This window comes from Actinocorallia libanotica (genome assembly GCF_039525175.1).
GTDB lineage: Bacteria > Actinomycetota > Actinomycetes > Streptosporangiales > Streptosporangiaceae > Actinocorallia > Actinocorallia libanotica.
In genome coordinates this window covers 157,238-175,498 of record NZ_BAAAHH010000008.1, presented here as the reverse complement: position 1 = coordinate 175,498, position 18,261 = coordinate 157,238, and the positions used below count along the sequence as shown (strand labels likewise).

17 protein-coding genes are annotated in these 18,261 nt (G+C 71.9%); 9 read left to right on the top strand and 8 right to left on the bottom strand.

The genetic code is table 11. From position 1 onward, the window contains the following. Window positions 1-67 precede the first annotated feature (67 nt). Window positions 68-1,669, top strand: coding sequence for a hypothetical protein (locus ABD140_RS13075; protein WP_344240335.1), 1,602 nt, complete (start codon window positions 68-70; stop codon window positions 1,667-1,669). Window positions 1,670-1,712: 43 nt separating this feature from the next. Here the strand turns inward: ABD140_RS13075 and ABD140_RS13070 are convergent, their stop codons facing one another. The 5 genes from ABD140_RS13070 to ABD140_RS13050 all read right to left on the bottom strand — a co-directional run bounded on the left by ABD140_RS13070 (window position 1,713) and on the right by ABD140_RS13050 (window position 7,879). Beyond that, a complete protein-coding gene (locus tag ABD140_RS13070; RefSeq protein WP_344240333.1) occupies window positions 1,713-3,236 on the bottom strand; it encodes a dihydrolipoamide acetyltransferase family protein in 1,524 nt (507 codons plus the stop codon). Next, window positions 3,230-4,219 (bottom strand): alpha-ketoacid dehydrogenase subunit beta, encoded by a 990-nt coding sequence (locus ABD140_RS13065; protein WP_344240440.1) that lies wholly within the window; start codon window positions 4,217-4,219, stop codon window positions 3,230-3,232. Before ABD140_RS13065 ends, ABD140_RS13070 begins: the two co-directional genes overlap by 7 nt. A 17-nt stretch (window positions 4,220-4,236) precedes the next feature. Next, entirely contained in the window at window positions 4,237-5,334 is a 1,098-nt protein-coding gene (pdhA, locus tag ABD140_RS13060; RefSeq protein WP_344240331.1) for a pyruvate dehydrogenase (acetyl-transferring) E1 component subunit alpha, read from the bottom strand. A gap of 220 nt (window positions 5,335-5,554) precedes the next feature. Then, window positions 5,555-5,863 (bottom strand): hypothetical protein, encoded by a 309-nt coding sequence (locus tag ABD140_RS13055; RefSeq protein ID WP_344240329.1) that lies wholly within the window; start codon window positions 5,861-5,863, stop codon window positions 5,555-5,557. 183 nt (window positions 5,864-6,046) lie between these two features. After that, window positions 6,047-7,879 carry an acyl-CoA dehydrogenase gene (locus ABD140_RS13050; RefSeq protein WP_344240327.1) on the bottom strand — a complete coding sequence of 611 codons (1,833 nt, stop codon included), beginning with the start codon at window positions 7,877-7,879 and terminating at the stop codon, window positions 6,047-6,049. A 237-nt stretch (window positions 7,880-8,116) separates the two neighbouring features. On the opposite strand from ABD140_RS13050, the gene ABD140_RS13045 reads away from it, so the two are divergent. From ABD140_RS13045 to ABD140_RS13035, 3 genes are all read left to right on the top strand, one after another. Then, window positions 8,117-8,899, top strand: a complete 783-nt coding sequence (locus ABD140_RS13045; protein ID WP_344240325.1) for a sporulation protein — start codon at window positions 8,117-8,119, stop codon at window positions 8,897-8,899. A 75-nt stretch (window positions 8,900-8,974) separates the two neighbouring features. Then, a complete protein-coding gene (locus tag ABD140_RS13040; protein ID WP_344240323.1) occupies window positions 8,975-10,342 on the top strand; it encodes a hypothetical protein in 1,368 nt (455 codons plus the stop codon). 26 nt (window positions 10,343-10,368) lie between these two features. Further along, window positions 10,369-11,124, top strand: a complete 756-nt coding sequence (locus ABD140_RS13035; RefSeq protein WP_344240321.1) for an SDR family oxidoreductase — start codon at window positions 10,369-10,371, stop codon at window positions 11,122-11,124. 10 nt (window positions 11,125-11,134) lie between these two features. Here the strand turns inward: ABD140_RS13035 and ABD140_RS13030 are convergent, their stop codons facing one another. Continuing rightward, window positions 11,135-11,773, bottom strand: a complete 639-nt coding sequence (locus ABD140_RS13030) for a rhomboid family intramembrane serine protease (RefSeq protein WP_344240319.1) — start codon at window positions 11,771-11,773, stop codon at window positions 11,135-11,137. Window positions 11,774-11,854: 81 nt separating this feature from the next. Next, window positions 11,855-12,124: a WhiB family transcriptional regulator gene (locus ABD140_RS13025; RefSeq protein ID WP_344240438.1), complete on the bottom strand. Its 270-nt coding sequence runs from the start codon at window positions 12,122-12,124 to the stop codon at window positions 11,855-11,857. 135 nt (window positions 12,125-12,259) lie between these two features. Here ABD140_RS13025 and ABD140_RS13020 point away from each other — a divergent pair, with 135 nt between their 5' ends. Further along, window positions 12,260-12,733, top strand: a complete 474-nt coding sequence (locus tag ABD140_RS13020) for a GNAT family N-acetyltransferase (protein ID WP_344240317.1) — start codon at window positions 12,260-12,262, stop codon at window positions 12,731-12,733. A gap of 62 nt (window positions 12,734-12,795) precedes the next feature. Then, window positions 12,796-13,755: an NADPH:quinone oxidoreductase family protein gene (locus ABD140_RS13015; RefSeq protein ID WP_344240315.1), complete on the top strand. Its 960-nt coding sequence runs from the start codon at window positions 12,796-12,798 to the stop codon at window positions 13,753-13,755. A 118-nt stretch (window positions 13,756-13,873) separates the two neighbouring features. Here the strand turns inward: ABD140_RS13015 and ABD140_RS13010 are convergent, their stop codons facing one another. Beyond that, on the bottom strand, window positions 13,874-14,272 hold the full coding sequence (locus ABD140_RS13010) for a gamma-glutamylcyclotransferase family protein (protein WP_344240313.1): 399 nt from the start codon (window positions 14,270-14,272) through the stop codon (window positions 13,874-13,876). A 32-nt stretch (window positions 14,273-14,304) separates the two neighbouring features. Here ABD140_RS13010 and ABD140_RS13005 point away from each other — a divergent pair, with 32 nt between their 5' ends. The 3 genes from ABD140_RS13005 (at window position 14,305) to ABD140_RS12995 (ending at window position 18,212) form a co-directional block, all read left to right on the top strand. Beyond that, the gene (locus ABD140_RS13005; protein ID WP_344240311.1) at window positions 14,305-14,892 is read left to right on the top strand and encodes a GNAT family N-acetyltransferase; all 588 of its coding nucleotides are present in this window, start codon (window positions 14,305-14,307) and stop codon (window positions 14,890-14,892) included. Between the two features lie 120 nt (window positions 14,893-15,012). Then, window positions 15,013-15,873, top strand: a complete 861-nt coding sequence (locus ABD140_RS13000) for a hypothetical protein (protein ID WP_344240309.1) — start codon at window positions 15,013-15,015, stop codon at window positions 15,871-15,873. 104 nt (window positions 15,874-15,977) lie between these two features. Further along, window positions 15,978-18,212 carry a heavy metal translocating P-type ATPase gene (locus tag ABD140_RS12995; RefSeq protein WP_344240307.1) on the top strand — a complete coding sequence of 745 codons (2,235 nt, stop codon included), beginning with the start codon at window positions 15,978-15,980 and terminating at the stop codon, window positions 18,210-18,212. Window positions 18,213-18,261: the final 49 nt, after the last annotated feature.

Here is an 18,261-nt window from a genome sequence, read left to right as displayed (position 1 = left end):
GTTCTACTCTTGACGGCAATCCGAAAGCGTACGCCACGTGCGCGACCCTCCCCCCAGGAGCCAGTCCTTGGACGTCTCTGACCTCACCCCCGCCGAGCGCCGGGTATGGGACGCCTTCCCCTCCGGCGAGCTCGTGGACCTGACGCCCCTCGACGCCGCCCAGACCGACCAGTGGGGACCGCACCGCCGGGTGCGCGCCGCGGTCCTGGTCGCGCTGCTCACCGGCGCCCGCGGGTCCGAGCCCGGCCAGGTGCCCAAGCTGCAGCTGCGCGGCGCCTACGTGACGGGCTCGCTCGACCTGGGCCACGCGCACGTGGGGGTCCCGATGATGCTCACCGAGTGCGTGCTGGCCGAGCAGCCCCGGCTGTACTGGGCGCAGCTGCAGACGGTGCAGCTCGTGCAGTGCCAGATGCCCGGCCTGGACGCCTCCGGCGCCCGCGTCGACGGGCACCTGTGGCTGGCGGGCAGCGTCATCACCAGCGGGGTGCTCCTGGACGGGGCGCACGTCGGCGGCATCCTCAGCCTCACGGGCGTGCAGCTGACCAACCCGGCCGGGGAGTCGCTGCTGGCCGACCGGCTCCAGGTCGAGGCCAACGTCTACTGCGACCAGGGGTTCCTGGCCGAGGGCGAGGTGCGGCTGCCGGGCGCCCGGATCGGCGGGCAGCTGATCTTCCGCGGGGCCACCCTGCGCAACTCCGGCGGGCCCGCCCTGTACGCCTCCCGGCTGGACGTGGGGGCGAACGTCTTCTGCGACAACGGCTTCACCGCCGAGGGCGAGGTGCGGCTGCGCGGCGCCCGCGTGGGCGGCTACCTGTCCCTGGTGGACGCCCGGCTCAACCACCGCGGCCGCGCCCTGGACGCCGACGACCTCGTGGTCGACATCGACGTGTACTGCTCCAGCGGCTTCACCTGCCGGGGCGAGGCCTCGTTCGCCGGCGCCAAGATCGGCGGGCAGCTCAGCTTCAAGGGCGCCAGGCTCGCCAACCCCGCCGGCACCGCGCTGAACGTGCAGCGGCTGAGCGCCGAGGAGCTGCTGCTGCGCCCCGCCGTGCCGGTCGAGGGCGTGGTGGACCTCTCCTACGCCAAGATCGCCCTGCTGCGGGACGACCCGGACACCTGGGCCTCCTCGCTCCAGCTCGACGGCCTGGCCTACGAGACGCTCGAACCGCCGCTGGACGCCCAGAAGCGGCTGGAGTGGATCCGCCGCGACAAGGACGGCTACCAGCCCCAGCCGTACGAGCGCCTGTCGGCCACCTACCGCACGATCGGCCTGGACGCCGACACCCGCGCCGTCCTGCTGGCCAAGCAGCGCGACCGGCGCGCCACCCAGCCCTGGCACCACCGCATCTTCGGCTACCTGCAGGACGTCCTGGTCGGCTACGGCTACAAGCCGTTCCGCGCCCTGGCCTGGCTGGCCGCCCTCCAGGTCGCCGGCACGATCCTCTTCACGATCGAGAAGCCGGGCATCCTGGACGACGGTCACCACCCGCACTTCAACGCCTTCTTCTACACCCTGGACCTCCTGCTCCCCATCGGCTCGCTGGGCCAGGAGACGGTGTTCGCCCCCGAGGGCCCCTACCAGGTGGCCGCCAACATCCTGGTCGCCGCGGGCCTCCTCCTCGGCCTCACGGTGGCGGCGGGGGCCACCCGCGCGCTGTCGCGCGAGTAACCCCCGCCGCCGCGAGCGGCGGCTCACCTTCGCGAGCGGCGCCTCACCCCAGGGCCAGGAGGCGGAAGGGCTGCTCTAGGAGGGCGCCCGTCTCGCGGAGGACGGCGGAGCCGAGCTCGCCGTCGACGACGCGGTGGTCGAACGAGAGGGCGAGCGTCGTCACCAGGCGCGGCTTGACCTTGCCCTTGTGCACCCAGGGGAGCTCGCGGATCCGGCCGACGGCCAGGATGGCGACCTCGCCGGGGCTGAGGATGGGGGTGCCGGCGTCCACGCCGAAGACGCCGACGTTGGTGATGGTGAGGGTGCCGCCGGTGAGGTCGGCGGGCTCGCACCGGCCGTCGCGCGCCTTGCGGATGAGCGCCTGGAGCCCGGCGGCCAGGTCGGGCAGGGGCAGGGCATGGGCGTCCTTGAGGTTGGGCACCAGCAGGCCGCGCTCGGCGGCGACCGCCACGCCCAGGTTGACGCGGCGCTTCACCACGATCTCCCCGGCCGCCCCGTCCCACGAGGAGTTGATCATCGGGTGCCGGCGGGCGGCGATCAGGAGGGCGCGGGAGACCAGGAGCATGGGGGTGACCTTGGACTCGGCGTACTCCGGGAGGGCGCGGAGCCGCTCCACCATCTTCATGGCGGGGGTGACGTCCACCTGCAGGAACTCCGTCACGTGCGGGGCTGAGAAGGCCGAGGAGACCATCGCGGCCGCCGTCGCCCTGCGCACCCCCCTGACCGGAACGCGCTCCTCGTCGGCGCGCTCCTGCGGCACCGCGGACCGCTCCCGCACGGACGCCGCGGCCTCCGCAGGCGCCGCGGCCTCCTCAGATGCCGTGGACACCCCAGGCGCCGTGGACTCCGCAGGCGCCATGGACTCCCCGGGCGCCGTGGACTCCGCAGGCGCCGTGGGCGTCGCGGGCTCCGTGAGCGCCCCGGGGGCCGCGGGCTCCGCCACCGACGCCCGCACGTCCTCGCGGGTGACCGTCCCCTCGGGCCCGGTGCCCACGATCGTCGAGAGGTCGACGCCGAGGTCCCGGGCGAGCTTGCGCACCGGCGGCTTGGCCAGCGCCCGGCCCGCCGGCGGCAGGGCCGCGGGACGGGTGGCCGCCGGTTTGCGCGGCCGCCGCCGGGTGCTGCCGGGCTTCACGCCGTAGCCCACCAGGACGGGCGTGCGCCCCCCGGGCGCGGCGGTCTCGGTCTGCGGCTCCTCCGCCACCGACGGTTGCGGCTCCTCCGTCACCGGCGTCCGTGGCTCCTTCGCCTCCGACGGTGTCCGTGGCTCCGCCGCGCCCGCGGCAGGCCGCGCCTCCCCGCCCGCCGGAGGCTCGGGCGCCGCGTCCCCCGGCTCGCGCACGCCGATGATCGGCGTCCCGACGGCGACGGTGTCGCCCTCCTCCACGAGGATCTCGGCGACCACCCCCTCGTACGGGCTGGGCAGCTCGACGATCGCCTTCGCCGTCTCGATCTCCACGACCGTCTGGTTGAGCTCGACGGGGTCGCCCGGCCGTACGTGCCACCTGACGATCTCCGCCTCGGTCAGCCCCTCCCCCACGTCGGGGAGCCTGAAGTGCCTCACCACGAGAAGCTCCTGTCCACCGCGTCCAGAATCCGGTCGAGATCGGGGAGGTAGTGGTCCTCCAGCCTCGAGGGGGGATAGGGGGTGGCGAAGCCGCCGACGCGCAGCACCGGGGCCTCCAGGTGGTAGAAGCAGTGCTCGGTGACGCGGGCGGCGAGTTCGCCGCCGAAACCGCCGAACACCGGGGCCTCGTGCACCACCACGCAGCGGCCGGTGCGGCGCACCGACTCCACGACCGTGGCGGTGTCCAGGGGCGACAGCGAGCGGAGGTCGACGACCTCCAGGGAGCGCCCGTCCTCCTGGGCGGCCTGCGCGGCCTCCAGGCACGTCTTCACCATGGGCCCGTACGCCAGCAGCGTCGCGTCGGTGCCGGGCCGCGCCACCACCGCGCGGTCGAAGGGCACCCCTCCGTCGGCGGGGTCGACCTGCGCCTTGTCCCAGTAGCGGCGCTTGGGCTCGAAGAAGACGACGGGGTCGGGGCAGGCCACGGCCTGCTGGATCATCCAGTAGGCGTCCACGGGGTTGGCGCAGGCCACCACGCGCAGTCCCGCGGTGTGCGCGAAGTACGCCTCGGGCGACTCGCTGTGGTGCTCGACCGCGCCGATGCCGCCGCCGCACGGGATGCGCACGACCACCGGCAGCTCGACCGCGCCGCGCGAGCGCATCCGCATCTTGGCGAGCTGGGTGATGATCTGGTCGGCGGCGGGGAAGACGAACCCGTCGAACTGGATCTCGCACACCGGGCGGTACCCGCGCAGCGCCAGGCCGATCGCGGTGCCGACGATGCCGGACTCGGCGAGGGGGGTGTCGATCACCCGGTCCTCGCCGAACTCCTTCTGCAGCCCGTCCGTCACCCGGAAGACGCCGCCGAGCCGCCCGACGTCCTCGCCCATGACCACGACCTTCGGGTCGTCGGCCATGGCCTTGCGCAGGCCCTGTCCCAGCGCCTTGGCCAGGGTCAGCGTCTGGCTGCGCGGCCTGGGCATGGTCTCGATCGCCTCGTTCACCGGAACCCCGCCAGGTAGGAGTCGTAGGCCGCCTGCTCCTCGGCCAGGACGGCGTGGGGGGCGGCGTAGACCCGGTCGAACAGCTCCGCGGGGGGCGGGTCGGGCAGTGCCAGGCAGGCGGCCCGCAGGGCGGCGGCCTCCCGCTTGGCGTGCGCGTCGGTCTCGTCGAAGAACTCGGGCTCGGCCTGCCCGCTGCGCGTCAGGTACGCGCGGAGCCGGACGACGGGGTCGCGCAGCCGCCACTCCTCCAGTTCGGCGGAGGACCGGTAGCGGGTGGGGTCGTCGGTGGTGGTGTGGGCGTCCATCCGGTAGGTGAACGCCTCGATGAGGGTGGGGCCGCGACCGGTCCTGGCCAGGTCGAGGGCGCGGCGGGTGACGGCCAGGCAGGCCAGCACGTCGTTGCCGTCCACCCGCACGCCGGGGAAGCCGAAGCCCTGGGCGCGGCGGTACAGCGGGATGCGGGTCTGGCGCTCCAGCGGCGCGGAGATCGCCCACTGGTTGTTCTGGCAGAAGAACACGATCGGCGCGTTGTAGACGGCCGCCCACACGAACGACTCGTTGACGTCGCCCTGGGCGGTGGCGCCGTCGCCGAAGTAGGCGATCGCGGCGTCGCCGATGCCGGCGCCGCGGCCGCCGTCGCGCTGGATGCCCATGGCGTAGCCGGTGGCGTGCAGCGTCTGGCTGCCGATGACGATCGAGTACAGGTGGAAGCCGAACTCACGCGGGTCCCAGGCGCCGTGGTCGACGCCGCGGAAGAGCTTGAGGATGTTCAGGAGCGGCAGGCCGCGGCAGTAGGCCACGCCGTGCTCGCGGTAGGTGGGGAAGACCATGTCCCCGGCGCCCAGCGCCCTGCCGGAGCCGACCTGGGCCGCCTCCTGGCCGAGCAGCGAGGGCCACAGGCCGAGCTCGCCCTGCCGGGTGAGCGCCACGGCCTCGCGGTCCAGCGCCCGCACGACGACCAGGTCGCGGTAGAGGTCGCGCAGCTGCGGGTCGGTGAGCGTGAGCGGGTAGTCGGGGTGTTCGAGCCGCTCGCCCTCGGGGGTGAGCAGCTGGATGAGCTCCGTGTCGTGCACGGTGTGCGCGTCAAGGGTCACGACCGCCTCCTTCGTCTGCCTGGAGCGCGGGTTCGCCGCACCTGCCAGGTGGTCGGAGCCCCCTCACTCCCGCCGGGTCGCGGCGGAGCGCGTAAGGGAGATCTAGTCCCATCGTGGCACAGATCACTCAGCTCCTACCATGTCCCACCGGAAGATTTACCCCGTGACCACCGCACCAGACGCGAATCTTCGGGCAGACTGCGCCATCACAGCAGAGGTTTCAGTCGATCACGTCGCGGTCGGTGCGGGCGCGGGTCTCCTGGACGGGCGCCTCGCGCACCGGGACCTCGCGCACGGGGACCTCGCGGACGATGACCTCGGGCCCGCCGTCGCCCGGCCGCTCGATGTGCGGCACGACCTCGGAGTCGAGCTTGCGGCCCGGCAGGTACTGCACGGCCAGGGTGACCACACCCATGATCATGAAGATGACGCCGATCGTGTTGATGCTCACCGGGTCGCCGTCCGCCTTGATGGCGAACTTGAGGATGGCGCCCACGGTGAAGAGGAAGATCGCCAGACTGAAGCGCATGACCGTTCCCTTTCCGGAGAATGGATGTCTCAGTAAAGGTCTCCCCAACTCCACGGCGCCGGACACGTGACCGCCTCTGTGGGCGCGATCACCGCGCGCGGCGGCGTCCGGACGCGAAACGAGGCCCCGGCACGGAGTTTCCGTGCCGGGGCCTCGTGGTGCGTCGGATCCGAGGAGGGTGCCTTAGAAGGCGGACTCCGGCAGCTCCATGACGTCCAGGGTGGTGTTCTCGGCCATCACGCGGTCCGAGGCGATGCGGGGCAGGACGTTCGCAGCGAAGAACTGCGCGGCGGCGACCTTGCCGGTGTAGAAGTCGCGGTCGGCCTCGGAGACCTCGCCGCCCAGCTTGTTCAGGGCCACCTCGGCCTGGCGCAGCAGCAGCCACGCCACGACGGTGTCGCCGAGGGCCATCAGCAGGCGGGTGGTGTTCAGCCCGACCTTGTAGATCTCCTTCGGGTTCTCCATCGAGCCCAGCGCGGCGTTGACCATCGCGCCGAGGACGCCCTCGGTGTCGGCCACGGCCTGGGCGAGCAGGGCGCGGTCGTTCTTCAGGCGGCCGTTTCCGGCCTCGGAGGCGGCGAACTCCTTGATCTCGCCCAGCAGGACGTTCAGGGTCGCACCCTGGTCGCGCAGGATCTTGCGGAAGAACAGGTCGAGGCCCTGGATCGCGGTGGTGCCCTCGTACAGGGTGTCGATCTTGGAGTCCCGGATGTACTGCTCGATCGGGTACTCCTGCAGGAAGCCCGAGCCGCCCAGGGTCTGCAGGGACTCCGCGCCCAGCAGCGCGTAGGAGCGCTCGGAGCCGAAGCCCTTGACGATCGGCAGGAGGAGGTCGTTCATCTTCTCCGCGGCGGCGTCGTGGCGACCCTCGTGCTTGGCGATGGCGATCGCGTCCTGGTAGGTCGCGGTCAGCAGGACCAGCGCGCGCATGCCCTCGGCGTAGGCCTTCTGGGTGATCAGCGAGCGGCGGACGTCCGGGTGGTGGGTGATGGTGACGCGCGGGGCGGTCTTGTCGGCCTGCTGGGTCAGGTCGGCGCCCTGGACGCGCTCCTTGGCGTACTCCAGCGCGTTCAGGTAGCCGGTCGACAGGGTCGCGATGGCCTTGGTGCCGACCATCATGCGGGCGTACTCGATGACCAGGAACATCTGGCGGATGCCGTCGTGCCTGTCGCCGACGAGCGTGCCGACCGCCGGGTGCTTCTCGCCGAAGGTGAGCTCGCAGGTCGTGGAGACCTTGAGGCCCATCTTCTTCTCGACGTTGGTGACGTAGACGCCGTTGCGCTCGCCGAGCTCACCGGTCTCCACGTCCACGTGGTACTTGGGCACCAGGAACAGGGACAGGCCCTTGGTGCCGGGGCCGGCGCCCTCGGGGCGGGCCAGCACCAGGTGGTAGATGTTCTCGGACATGTCGTGCTCGGCCGAGGTGATGAAGCGCTTCACGCCCTCGATGTGCCAGGTGCCGTCGGGCTGCTGGACGGCCTTGGCGCGGCCGGCGCCGACGTCGGAGCCCGCGTCGGGCTCGGTCAGCACCATCGTGGCGCCCCACTGGCGCTCGACGGCGAGCTGCGCGAACTTCTTCTGCTCCTCGTTGCCCTCGTTGAAGAGGATCTGGGCGAAGCCCGGACCGGAGGAGAACATGTAGACGGCCGGGTTGGCGCCCAGGACCTGCTCGGCCACCGCCCAGCCCAGGGAGCGCGGGGCCTGGTTGCCGCCGAGCTCGGGGGAGAGGTCGAGGCGGAACCACTCGGCGTCCATCCACGCCTTGAAGGACTTCTTGAACGACTCCGGCATCTTCACCTCGCCGGTGACCGGGTCGAACTTCGGCGGGTTGCGGTCGGCGTCCTCGAAGGACTCCGCCACCGGACCCGTCGTCAGCCGCACCACCTCGTCGAGGATGCTGCGTACGGTGTCCTCGTCCATGTCCTCGTAAGGACCCTTGCCGAGGACCTCCTGGCGGTTGAACACCTCGAAGAGGTTGAACTCGATGTCCCGAAGATTGGCCTTGTAGTGCCCCATGGGTGACACCCCGTCTTGCTCGGCGGGTTGCCGCGCATCCCGCGTCTACCGGTTAGTAACTATTGATGATGCTACCCGTCGGTAACAGTGACAAGACTTCGCAGGCCCCGACCGGAGTGTGACTCATACCACATAGTTGTACGAGATGATCACGGAACGTACTGGTTTGCCCGCACGACTAAGAGAGGAGTGACGGTGGCCGACCGGCCCCGCCCACCCTCAAGGAGATGCGGAAACATGGTCTTCAAGAAGCTGCTCAGCGCCTTCGGAGTCGGCGGCCCCTCCATCGAGACGATCCTGCGGGACTCCAACGTCCGGCCCGGCGGGATCATCGTCGGCGACATCCACCTGACGGGCGGGGACGGCGTCTCGGAGATCCTCGGCATCAACGTGGCCCTCGTCACCCGCGTCGAGGTGGAGAGCGGCGACAACGAGTACACCCAGAACGAGAAGTACGCCAAGGCCCACCTGTCCGGGGCGTTCCAGCTCCAGCCGGGCGTGCGCCACAGCTTCCCGTTCCAGCTCGAGGTCCCGTGGGAGACCCCGCTCACCCACATGTACGGCCAGCCGCTGCGCGGCACCACCGTCGGCGTCGCCACCGAGCTGGAGGTCGCCCGCGCCGTCGACGCCACCGACCTCGACCCCGTCGCGGTGCACCCGCTGCCCGCCCAGGAGCGCATCCTGGCGGCCTTCTCCAACCTGGGCTTCCACTTCCGCAACGCCGACTGCGAGAAGGGCCGCATCTACGGCGTCACCCAGCTCCTGCCCTTCTACCAGGAGATCGAGTTCCACCCCGGCGGCCGCTACGCCCAGCACATCAAGCAGCTGGAGGTGACCTTCGTCAGCAACCCGCAGACCACCGAGGTCATCCTGGAGCTGGACAAGCGCACCATGTTCGGCGGCAGCCACGACACGTTCAGCCGCTTCACCGTGCCCAACGCCGGTTTCGAGAACACCAACTGGGAGCAGGAGATCGACGCCTTCCTCCAGCAGGCGGGGCGCAAGCGCGGCTTCTTCTAAACCGGACACGACCTGGAGCCCGAACTGAACAGCGCTGAGCAAAGGCTCTGGGACGCCCACGCCAGGGGCGTCCTGGTGGATCTGACCGACGAGCCCGACGCCGTCGTCTCGGCGTCCGTGATCGCCCGGCTGCTGCTGGGCGCGCAGGAGCCCGAACGGGGGTTCGTCCCGGCGGTCCGGTTGCGGGGTGCGCAGGTGACCGGCCGCCTGGACGTCTCGGGCGGCGCCGTCGAGTGCGAGCTGCGCCTGGAGAGGTGCGTCCTGGACGAGGCGCCGCGCTTCCACGACGCGCGCACCCGGGAACTGCACCTCACCGACTGCGCCATGCCGGGCCTCGACGCGGCGGGGCTGCGCGCCGAGGGCTATGTCAGCCTCTCCGGCTCGGTCGTCGAGGGGCAGATCAAGCTGGTCCGGGCCCAGCTGCTCAGCGGGCTCCGGATGAACGGCACGAAGATCACGGCGGGGGACGAGAAGTACGCGCTCTTCGCCGGGGCGCTGCTCGTCGAGGGCGGGGTCTTCATCCGGAACGCCGAGATCACCGGCGGGATGCGGCTGACCGGAGCCCGGTTCACCGGAGGGTTCTTCCTGGAGGGCGCCCGCCTGTCCAACCCGGGGCGCCTGGCGCTGGACGGGCAGAACCTGGTGGTCACCGACGCGATGGAGTGCAGCCGCGGGTTCCAGGCGGAGGGCACCGTCAAGCTCCGGGGGGCGCGGGTCGACGGGACGCTCTCGTTCGACCAGGCCGGGGCGCTGCGGGCGCCAGGGCGGGTGGCGCTCCAGCTCAGCCACGCCACCGTCAGCGAGCTGATCCTCTCTCCCTCCGAACCTGTCGAGGGCATCGTCTCGTTGTCGTACGCCCGGCTCGGCGTGCTGCTCGACCGTCCGGAGGCCTGGCCGGAGCAGCTGCGGCTGTCCGGGGCGACGTACGAGTCGCTGCGCGGCGGGGGCGTCGCCCGGCGCGTCGACTGGGTGAGCCGGGACCCCGAGGGGTTCCGGCCCCAGCCGTACGAGCAGCTCGCCGCCTGGTACCTCAGGGACGGCAACGAGCATCTGGCCCGGCGCACCCAGCTGCTGAAGATGCGCCGGCGCCGCCGCACCCTGCCGTGGCCGTCCCGGCTGTGGAGCGCGCTGCTGGACTACACCGTCGGCTACGGGTACCGGCCGTGGCTGGCCTTCGGCTGGCTGGCCGCGATCGTCGCCTTCGGCACCGCCGTGTACACCAGGGTGCCGCCGCGGCCGATCAAGGAGGCCGGGGAGCTGCCCGACTTCAACGCCTTCGCCTACGTGATCGACCTGCTGATCCCGATCGGGGCGTTCGGGCAGCGGGGGGCCTGGGACGCGGTGGGGTGGACCCAGTGGCTGGGGTACGGAATCATCGCGACCGGGTGGATTCTCGCCACCGCGCTGATCGCCGGGGTGGCCCGCGTGCTGCGGCCCAACTGAGCGAGGCCGACGACAGGGGGCAGGAAATGGGGACTTATCTGATCACCGGGGCCACCGGGGGCATCGGGCTGGCCACCGCCGAGCTGCTGCGCGAGCACGGACACGACCTGATCCTCTCGGGGCGCTCCCCCGAACGGCTGACCGCGATCGCCTCCCGGTTCGCCGCCTCGCCCTACGGGCAGACGCAGGGCTGGTCGCTGCCGCGGTCCGGCGGCGCGCCCGCGGGCGAACGGGGCGAGCACGTCCGGACGGTGCCCCTCGACCTGGCCGAGCCGCGCCGGATCGAGGCGGCGCTGGCCGTCGCCGACCTGCCGCCCGCCCTGGACGGCGTGGTGCACAGCGCCGGGATGAGCGAGCTGGGCCGGGTGGCCGAGCAGGAGGCCGACTCGTGGATCGACCAGCTCATGGTCAACCTGGTGGCCGCCGCCGAGCTGACGCGGCTGCTCCTGCCGTCCCTGCGCGCCGCCTCGGGGCACGTGGTGTTCGTCAACTCCGGTGCGGGGCTGCGCGCCAACCCCGGCTGGGCCTCGTACGCGGCGAGCAAGCACGGCCTGAAGGCGCTCGCGGACGCGCTGCGCCAGGAGGAGCCGGACATCCGGGTGACGAGCGTCTACCCGGGCCGCACGGCCACCGAGATGCAGCGCAGGGTCCGCGCCCAGGAGGGCGCCTCCTACGATCCGGCCGACTACATCGCCCCCTCGACCGTGGCCAGGACCATCGTCGGCGCACTGGAGACGCCCGCCGACGCCGTCGTCACGGACGTCTCCGTGCGTCCCCGGTGATCCGGGCGGCTCAGACCCCGGAGGGCACGGGGTCGGCTTCCGCGACCCTGCGGCGGCGCAGGGCGTAGGAGGCCACCAGGCCGCCGATGAGCCCGAACAGGTGGCCCTGCCAGGAGACCATGGTGTTGGTGGGCAGCACGCCGTACAGGATGCTCCCGTAGACGGCGAAGGCCGCCACCGCGATGAGGGCGTCGCCGAAGTGCCGTTCGAAGAAGCCGCGGCCGAGGATGTAGCCGAAGTAGCCGAACACCAGGAGGCTGGCGCCGAGTGTCTCGGAGTCCGGCGGGCCGGTCAGCCAGACGCCCAGCCCGCCGATCACGATGACGATGAGGTTCATCAGCACGAACTTGCCCGGACCGCGCAGGGCGGCCACGAAGCCCAGCACCGCGAAGGGCACGGTGTTGGCCATGAGGTGCTCGAAATTGCCGTGCAGGAAGGGGGCGCTGAAGATCTGGGGAAGGTCGGGGAGGTGAAGGGCGCGGATCCCGTAGAGGTCGAGCCATCCGCCGAGGACGTAGTCGATGGCCTCCAGCAGCCACATCAGGGCCAGCATCCCGCCCACCAGGGCCGCGCCTCCCAGGGCGCGGGTGGCCTGAACTGTCAGTTCTCCGGCGGCTCTGCGGCCGAGTTCCCGGCTTCGGGCGCTCATCGGGGACCTGCCCTATCTGTCGTTTTTCAGGTTAACGACCGATATACCCGATAAGTTCTTGGATTACCGCGGCCCGCCCCCTCAGCGACGCAGATAACGCCTTTCCTCGGGGGTCGTCCCGCCCCACACCCCGGCCGGCTCGCCGGCGCGCAGCGCCCAGTCCAGGCAGTCGGCGGTCACCGGGCAGCGGTGGCAGATGCGCTTGGCCTCGCCCACCACGTCCCGCCCCGGACCGGCCTCCGAGATCGGGTAGAAGAGCTCCGGGTCCGCACCGCGACACTCGGCCAGATCGGTCCAGTGCTCGTCGGTGTCCCTGCGCACGGCGAGCGGGTTCGCCACATCGCGGTACATGGTCGCCTTCACGGCACGCCTCCTTGCGTCCTTCTGACGCCACCCAATGTAGTACTACAACACGTAGTACTACAACCCGGCGTTACGGGGAAGCCGCCGGACGCCGCGCGCGGGGCGCCGGGTAGCCTGCGGGCCATGACCACCCGCAAGCAGCCCGTTTTCCGTGAGGCCACCCGCGCCGATCTCGAGAAGATCGTCCGGCTGCTCGCCGACGACGTGCTGGGCAGCACCCGCGAGTCGCCCGAGGTCAACGAGCACTACGAGAAGGCGTTCGCCACCATCGACGCCGACCCGCACAACCGCCTGATCGTCGCCGACGTCGACGGCGACGTCATCGCCACCCTCCAGCTCACCTACATCCCCGGCCTCACCTACATGGGCAGCTCCCGCGCCCAGATCGAGGGCGTCCGGGTCGCCGGCGACCTGCGCGGCCGCGGCGTCGGCCACGCCATGCTGCGCTGGGCCATCGAGGAGGCCCGCGCGATGGGCTGCCGCGTCGTGCAGCTCACCAGCGACCGGCAGCGCCCCGACGCCATCCGCTTCTACCAGAAGGTCGGTTTCCGCCCCTCGCACATGGGACTGCGCTACACCCTGCAGGAACTGGACTGACCCGCACGGCCCGGGGCGACCCCCGGGCCGTGCGCGATATCACTTCCCTTTAGTCTGCCGGAATGCGTGCATTCACGGTGGAAAAACTGGGATCTCTGGAAACTGTTGAGGCGCCCGAGCCGGTGCCCGGTCCCGGGCAGGTGCTCATCGAGGTGGCCGCGGCCGGCGCCAATTACGTGGACGGGCTTTTCCTGCACGGGCGGTACCAGATCAAGCCTCCGCTGCCTTTCGTCCCCGGCGGGGAGGTCGCCGGGACCGTCAAGGCGCTCGGTCCCGGGGTGAGCGGGCCGGCCGTCGGCAGCCGGGTGGCCGCCCTGTGCGGGATCGGCGGCTTCGCCGAGCAGGTCGTGGTGCAGGCCCAGGCGGCCGTGGTGATCCCGGACGTGCTCGACTTCCCCCGGGCGGCGACCTTCACCCAGTCCTACTGCACCGCGCTGTACGCGTTGCGCGACAGGGCCGGGCTGCGGGAGGGCGAGACCGTCCTGGTGCTGGGCGCCGGCGGCGGCGTGGGGCTCGCGGCCGTCCAGGTCGCCAAGGCGCTGGGCGCGAAGGTGCTGGCCGGCGCGTCCTCCGCCGAGAAGCGCGACACCGCCCTCGCCGCCGGCGCCGACGCCGTGGTGGACACCCTCGCCGAGGACGTGAAGACCGCCGCCCGCGCCTTCTCCGAAGGCGGCGTGGACGTGGTCTACGACCCGGTGGGCGGCAAGCTCGCCGACCCCGCCCTGCGCGCCCTGCGCAACTACGGCCGGTACGCGGTCATCGGCTTCACCGGCGGGATCCCCTCGCTCCCCCTCAACCAGGTGCTGCTGCGCAACCGCGCGATCGTCGGCGTGGACTGGGGCGGATGGTCCATGGCCGCCCCCGGGCGGCAGGCCGAGCTGCACCGCGAGGCGCTCGACCTCGTCGCCGCGGGACGGCTCGACCCGATCGCCCCGGCCGTCCGGCCCCTGGCCGAGGCGGGCCAGGTCCTCGACGCCCTGCTGAACCGCCAGGTCACCGGCAAGGTGGCGCTGGTCCCCTGAGTCCGGACGACCGGAGCGAAGCGAGGATCGGCCGGACTCCCCCCGGGGGCCTGGGGGTCGCCCCCCAGAAAAGCACGGACGACCGGAGCGAAGCGAGGATCGGCCGGACTCCCCCAGATCATCGAACGTGGTACTCCGTCCGCCAGGCCGCGCAGCCGGGGACGTAGGCGTCCAGGACCTGCGCGGCGAACCGCTCCGGGTCCCAGTCCTCGTCCAGGGCCTCGTGGAGCCACCGGTAGGCCAGGGCGGGGCGGCCGTCGGTGAGGCGGATCTCGACGACCTCGTACTCGGCGTCCTCGTAGGCGTGGAGGAGCGCGAACTCGTCCGCGCCGAGGCCGCTGATCAGCAGGCCGTCGGCCGTGCCGGGGGCGGCGACCAGCCCGGGGTAGACCCGTCCGGGCAGCGCCGCCGCCCGCCACCCCTCCGCCCTGGCCGGGGACAGTTCGGGCACCCGGCCCAGCAGCGCGTCCAGCACCTCGGGGAAGCGAAGCGTGCCGTAGACGAACAGATCTGGCATGGTGCTCACGGTACCGAGGCGAGGAGACGGTGATGATCCGCGAATTTCGACCGGGCGACGAGGCCGCCGTCTACGACATCTGCCTGCGCACCGGCGCGTCCGGAGAAGACGCCACACACCTGATCACCGATCCGGAACTGCTGGGGCACGTCTACGCCGGGGCGTACATGAAGCTCTGCCCTGGCTTCGCATCGGTGGTCGAGGAGGAGGGCGACGTCCTCGGCTACATCCTCGGAGCGCCCGACACCCGCGCGTTCGAGGCGCGGTGCGAGGCGGAGTGGTGGCCTCCGCTGCGGGAGCGGTACCCCGATCCGGGCAAGCCCGCGACGACGGACGAGCGGCTGATGTACGCCATCCACCACTTCCACCCCGCTCCGGACGAGATCGTCGCGAGCCACCCCTCCCACCTGCACATCGACCTCCTGCCGAGCACGCAGGGCAAGGGGTACGGGCGAAGGCTGATGGACCGCCTGCGCGAGCAGCTCCGGCGGGCCGGGTCCCCCGGGATCCACCTGGGCGTCTCGCCCGAGAACCGGCGCGCCGTCGGCTTCTACCGGGCGCTGGGGTTCACCGTTCTGGCCGAGAACGAGCACGTCGTCTGGATGGGCGAGACCCTCTGACCCGCTGATCCGGGGCGGCGCGCCCCTTTTCTCGAACTATGACTCGCGTCACACCATCTCCGCGAAATACCCCCCTGGGGTATATGGTTCGAGAAAAGGACGGACCCGGAAGGAGAGATCATGAACACCGCGGTGAAGCTCGGCGCGTTCGCAGTGGGGATGGCGGGGGTGTTCGGCGTGTCCCTCGGCGCGGGGAAGGTCCTCGGACCCGACCCGGCCGAACGGCCCGAACACGTCCAGAGCGGCGAACCCGCCTCCCATGAGGACCACGGGGCGCACGGAGACGAGGCGGCCGCCGAGCCCGCGGCCGCCACGGACCTGGCGATCAGCCGGCAGGACGCGCCGGGCGGCCGGTTCGCCTTCCGCGTCACCGGGCGGGACGGGAAGCCCGTCACCGCCTACGACGTTGAACACGACAAGAAGATGCACCTGATCGTCGTTCGCAGAGATCTCTCGGGGTTCCGCCACGTCCACCCCGAGCTGCGTCCTGACGGCGTCTGGGAGGTGGAGTCCCCGCTCGGCGAGCCCGGCTCGTACCGCGCGTTCGCCGACTTCAAGCCCACCGGCGGCGACGCCCAGGTGCTGACGCTCGACACCGACGTGCCCGGCACGGCCACCGAGCGCCCGCTGCCCGCGCCGTCCGACACGGCCGAGGTCGACGGGTACACCGTCACCCTCGACGGCACGCTCGCCGCGGGCCGGACCAGCGAGCTGACCCTGACCGTCAACAAGGACGGGAAGCCCGTCACCGACCTCCAGCCCTACCTGGGGGCCTACGGGCACCTCGTGGCGCTGCGCAAGGACGACCTCGCCTATCTTCATGTCCATCCGGAAGGTGCTCCCGGCGACGGCAAGACGGCCTCCGGGCCGGACATCACCTTCTTCGCCGAGGCCCCCACGGGCGGGGACCACCGGCTCTACCTGGACTTCCAGCACGAAGGCCAGGTCCGCACCGCGGAATTCACCGTCCACGTCCACTGAAAGCCATGCGCCTGACGGCGCGCTACCCGCAACTGAACGCATGCTCACGCATGCTGAACGATCCACTGGTCCAGCCGCCCTGCCGACCTCGTAAGGAGGCCCTGATGAACCCCGTCCAGGACCGCGTCGAACTGACGATCGGCGGGATGACCTGCGCCTCCTGCGCGAACCGCGTCGAACGGCGGCTCAACAAGCTCGAAGGCGTCACCGCCAGCGTCAACTACGCCACCGAGAAGGCGAGCGTCTCCTACGGGCCCGAGGTCACGCCCGAGGACCTGATCGCCCAGGTGGAGAAGGCCGGGTACACCGCCGAGCTGCCCGCGCCGCCGCGCGAGGAGGACGCGGAGGAGTCCTCCCCGGAGGACTCCGCCCTGCGGACGCTGCGGCAGCGGCTGCTCGTCAGCCTGGTGCTGGCCGTCCCGGTGATCGCGATGGCGATGGTCCCGGCGCTGCAGTTCCGCAACTGGCAGTGGGCCTCGCTCGCCCTCGCCGCGCCCGTCGTGGTGTGGGGCGCGTGGCCGTTCCACCTCGCCGCCTGGAAGAACCTCAGGCTGGGCGCCGCGACGATGGACACCCTCGTCTCGCTCGGCACCGCCTCGGCCTTCCTGTGGTCGCTCTACGCCCTGTTCTTCGGGCACGCGGGCGAACCCGGCATGAAGCACCCCTTCGAGCTCACCGTGGAACGGAGCGACGGCGGCGGCAACATCTACCTGGAGGTCGCCGCCGGGGTCACCGTCTTCCTGCTGGCCGGACGGTACTTCGAGGCGCGCTCCAAGCGGCGGGCCGGCGCGGCGCTGCGGGCCCTGCTGGAGATGGGCGCCAAGGACGTGACCGTGCTGCGCGACGGCGCGCCCGTCACGGTCCCGATCGACCGGCTGGCCGTCGGCGACCTGTTCGTCGTCCGGCCCGGCGAGAAGATCGCCACCGACGGGATCGTCGTCGAGGGCGCGTCCGCCGTCGACACCAGCATGATCACCGGTGAGCCGGTGCCCGTCGAGGTCGGCGTCGACGACACCGTCACCGGCGCCACCGTCAACGCCGGCGGGCGGCTCGTCGTGCGCGCCGTCCGGGTCGGCTCCGACACCCGCCTCGCCCAGATGGCGCGGCTGGTGGAGGAGGCGCAGAGCGGCAAGGCCCAGGCCCAGCGGCTCGCCGACCGCGTCTCGGGGATCTTCGTGCCGGTGGTGATCGTCCTGGCCGTGGCCACCCTCGGTTTCTGGCTGGGCTCCGGCGCCTCGGCCACCGCCGCCTTCACCGCCGCGGTCGCCGTCCTCATCATCGCCTGCCCGTGCGCCCTCGGCCTGGCCACGCCCACCGCCCTGCTGGTCGGCACCGGCCGCGGCGCCCAGCTCGGCATCCTCATCAAGGGCCCGGAGGTCCTGGAGTCCACCCGCCGGATCGACACCATCGTCCTGGACAAGACCGGCACCGTCACCCACGGGAAGATGAGCCTCACCGCCGTCGTCACCGCCCCCGGCGAGGACGAGGCGGAGGTCCTGCGCCTGGCCGGGGCCCTGGAGGACGCCTCGGAGCACCCGATCGCCAAGGCCGTCGCCAAGGCGGCCGCGGACCGCACGGGGGCCCTGCCGCCCGTCGCGGACTTCCAGAACGTGCCGGGCCTGGGCGTCCAGGGCCTGGTGGACGGGCACGCGGTGCTCGTCGGCCGGCCCCGGCTCCTGGCCGAGTGGTCGCAGCCGCTGCCCGCCGCCCTGGCCTCGGCCAAGGAGGAGGCCGAGGCGACCGGCAAGACCGTCGTGGCCGTCGGCTGGGACGGCGCCGCCCGCGCCCTGCTCGTCGTCGCCGACACCATCAAGGAGACCAGCGCCGAGGCCGTCACCCGGTTCCGCGGCCTCGGCCTCACCCCGATCCTGCTGACCGGCGACAACGAGGCGGCCGCCCGCTCCGTCGCCGCGTCCGTCGGGATCACCGAGGTCCACGCCGAGGTCATGCCGGAGGACAAGGCGTCCGTCGTCAAGGACCTGCAGTCCCGGGGCCGGGTCGTCGCCATGGTCGGCGACGGCGTCAACGACGCGGCCGCCCTCGCCCAGGCCGACCTGGGCCTGGCCATGGGCACCGGAACGGACGTCGCCATCGAGGCCGCCGACCTCACCCTCGTCCGAGGCGACCTGCGGGCCGCCGCCGACGCGATCCGCCTGTCCCGCCGAACCCTCGGCACCATCAAGGGCAACCTGTTCTGGGCCTTCGCCTACAACGTCGCCGCCCTCCCCCTAGCGGCCGCAGGCCTGCTGAACCCGATGCTCGCCGGCGCGGCCATGGCCTTCTCCAGCGTCTTCGTGGTCAGCAACAGCCTCCGCCTCCGCCGATTCAACTCCTCCTGACGTCCCGGAGCGTTACCCGGTCGTGACGGCTTCCCGTGTTTCCAGGCGA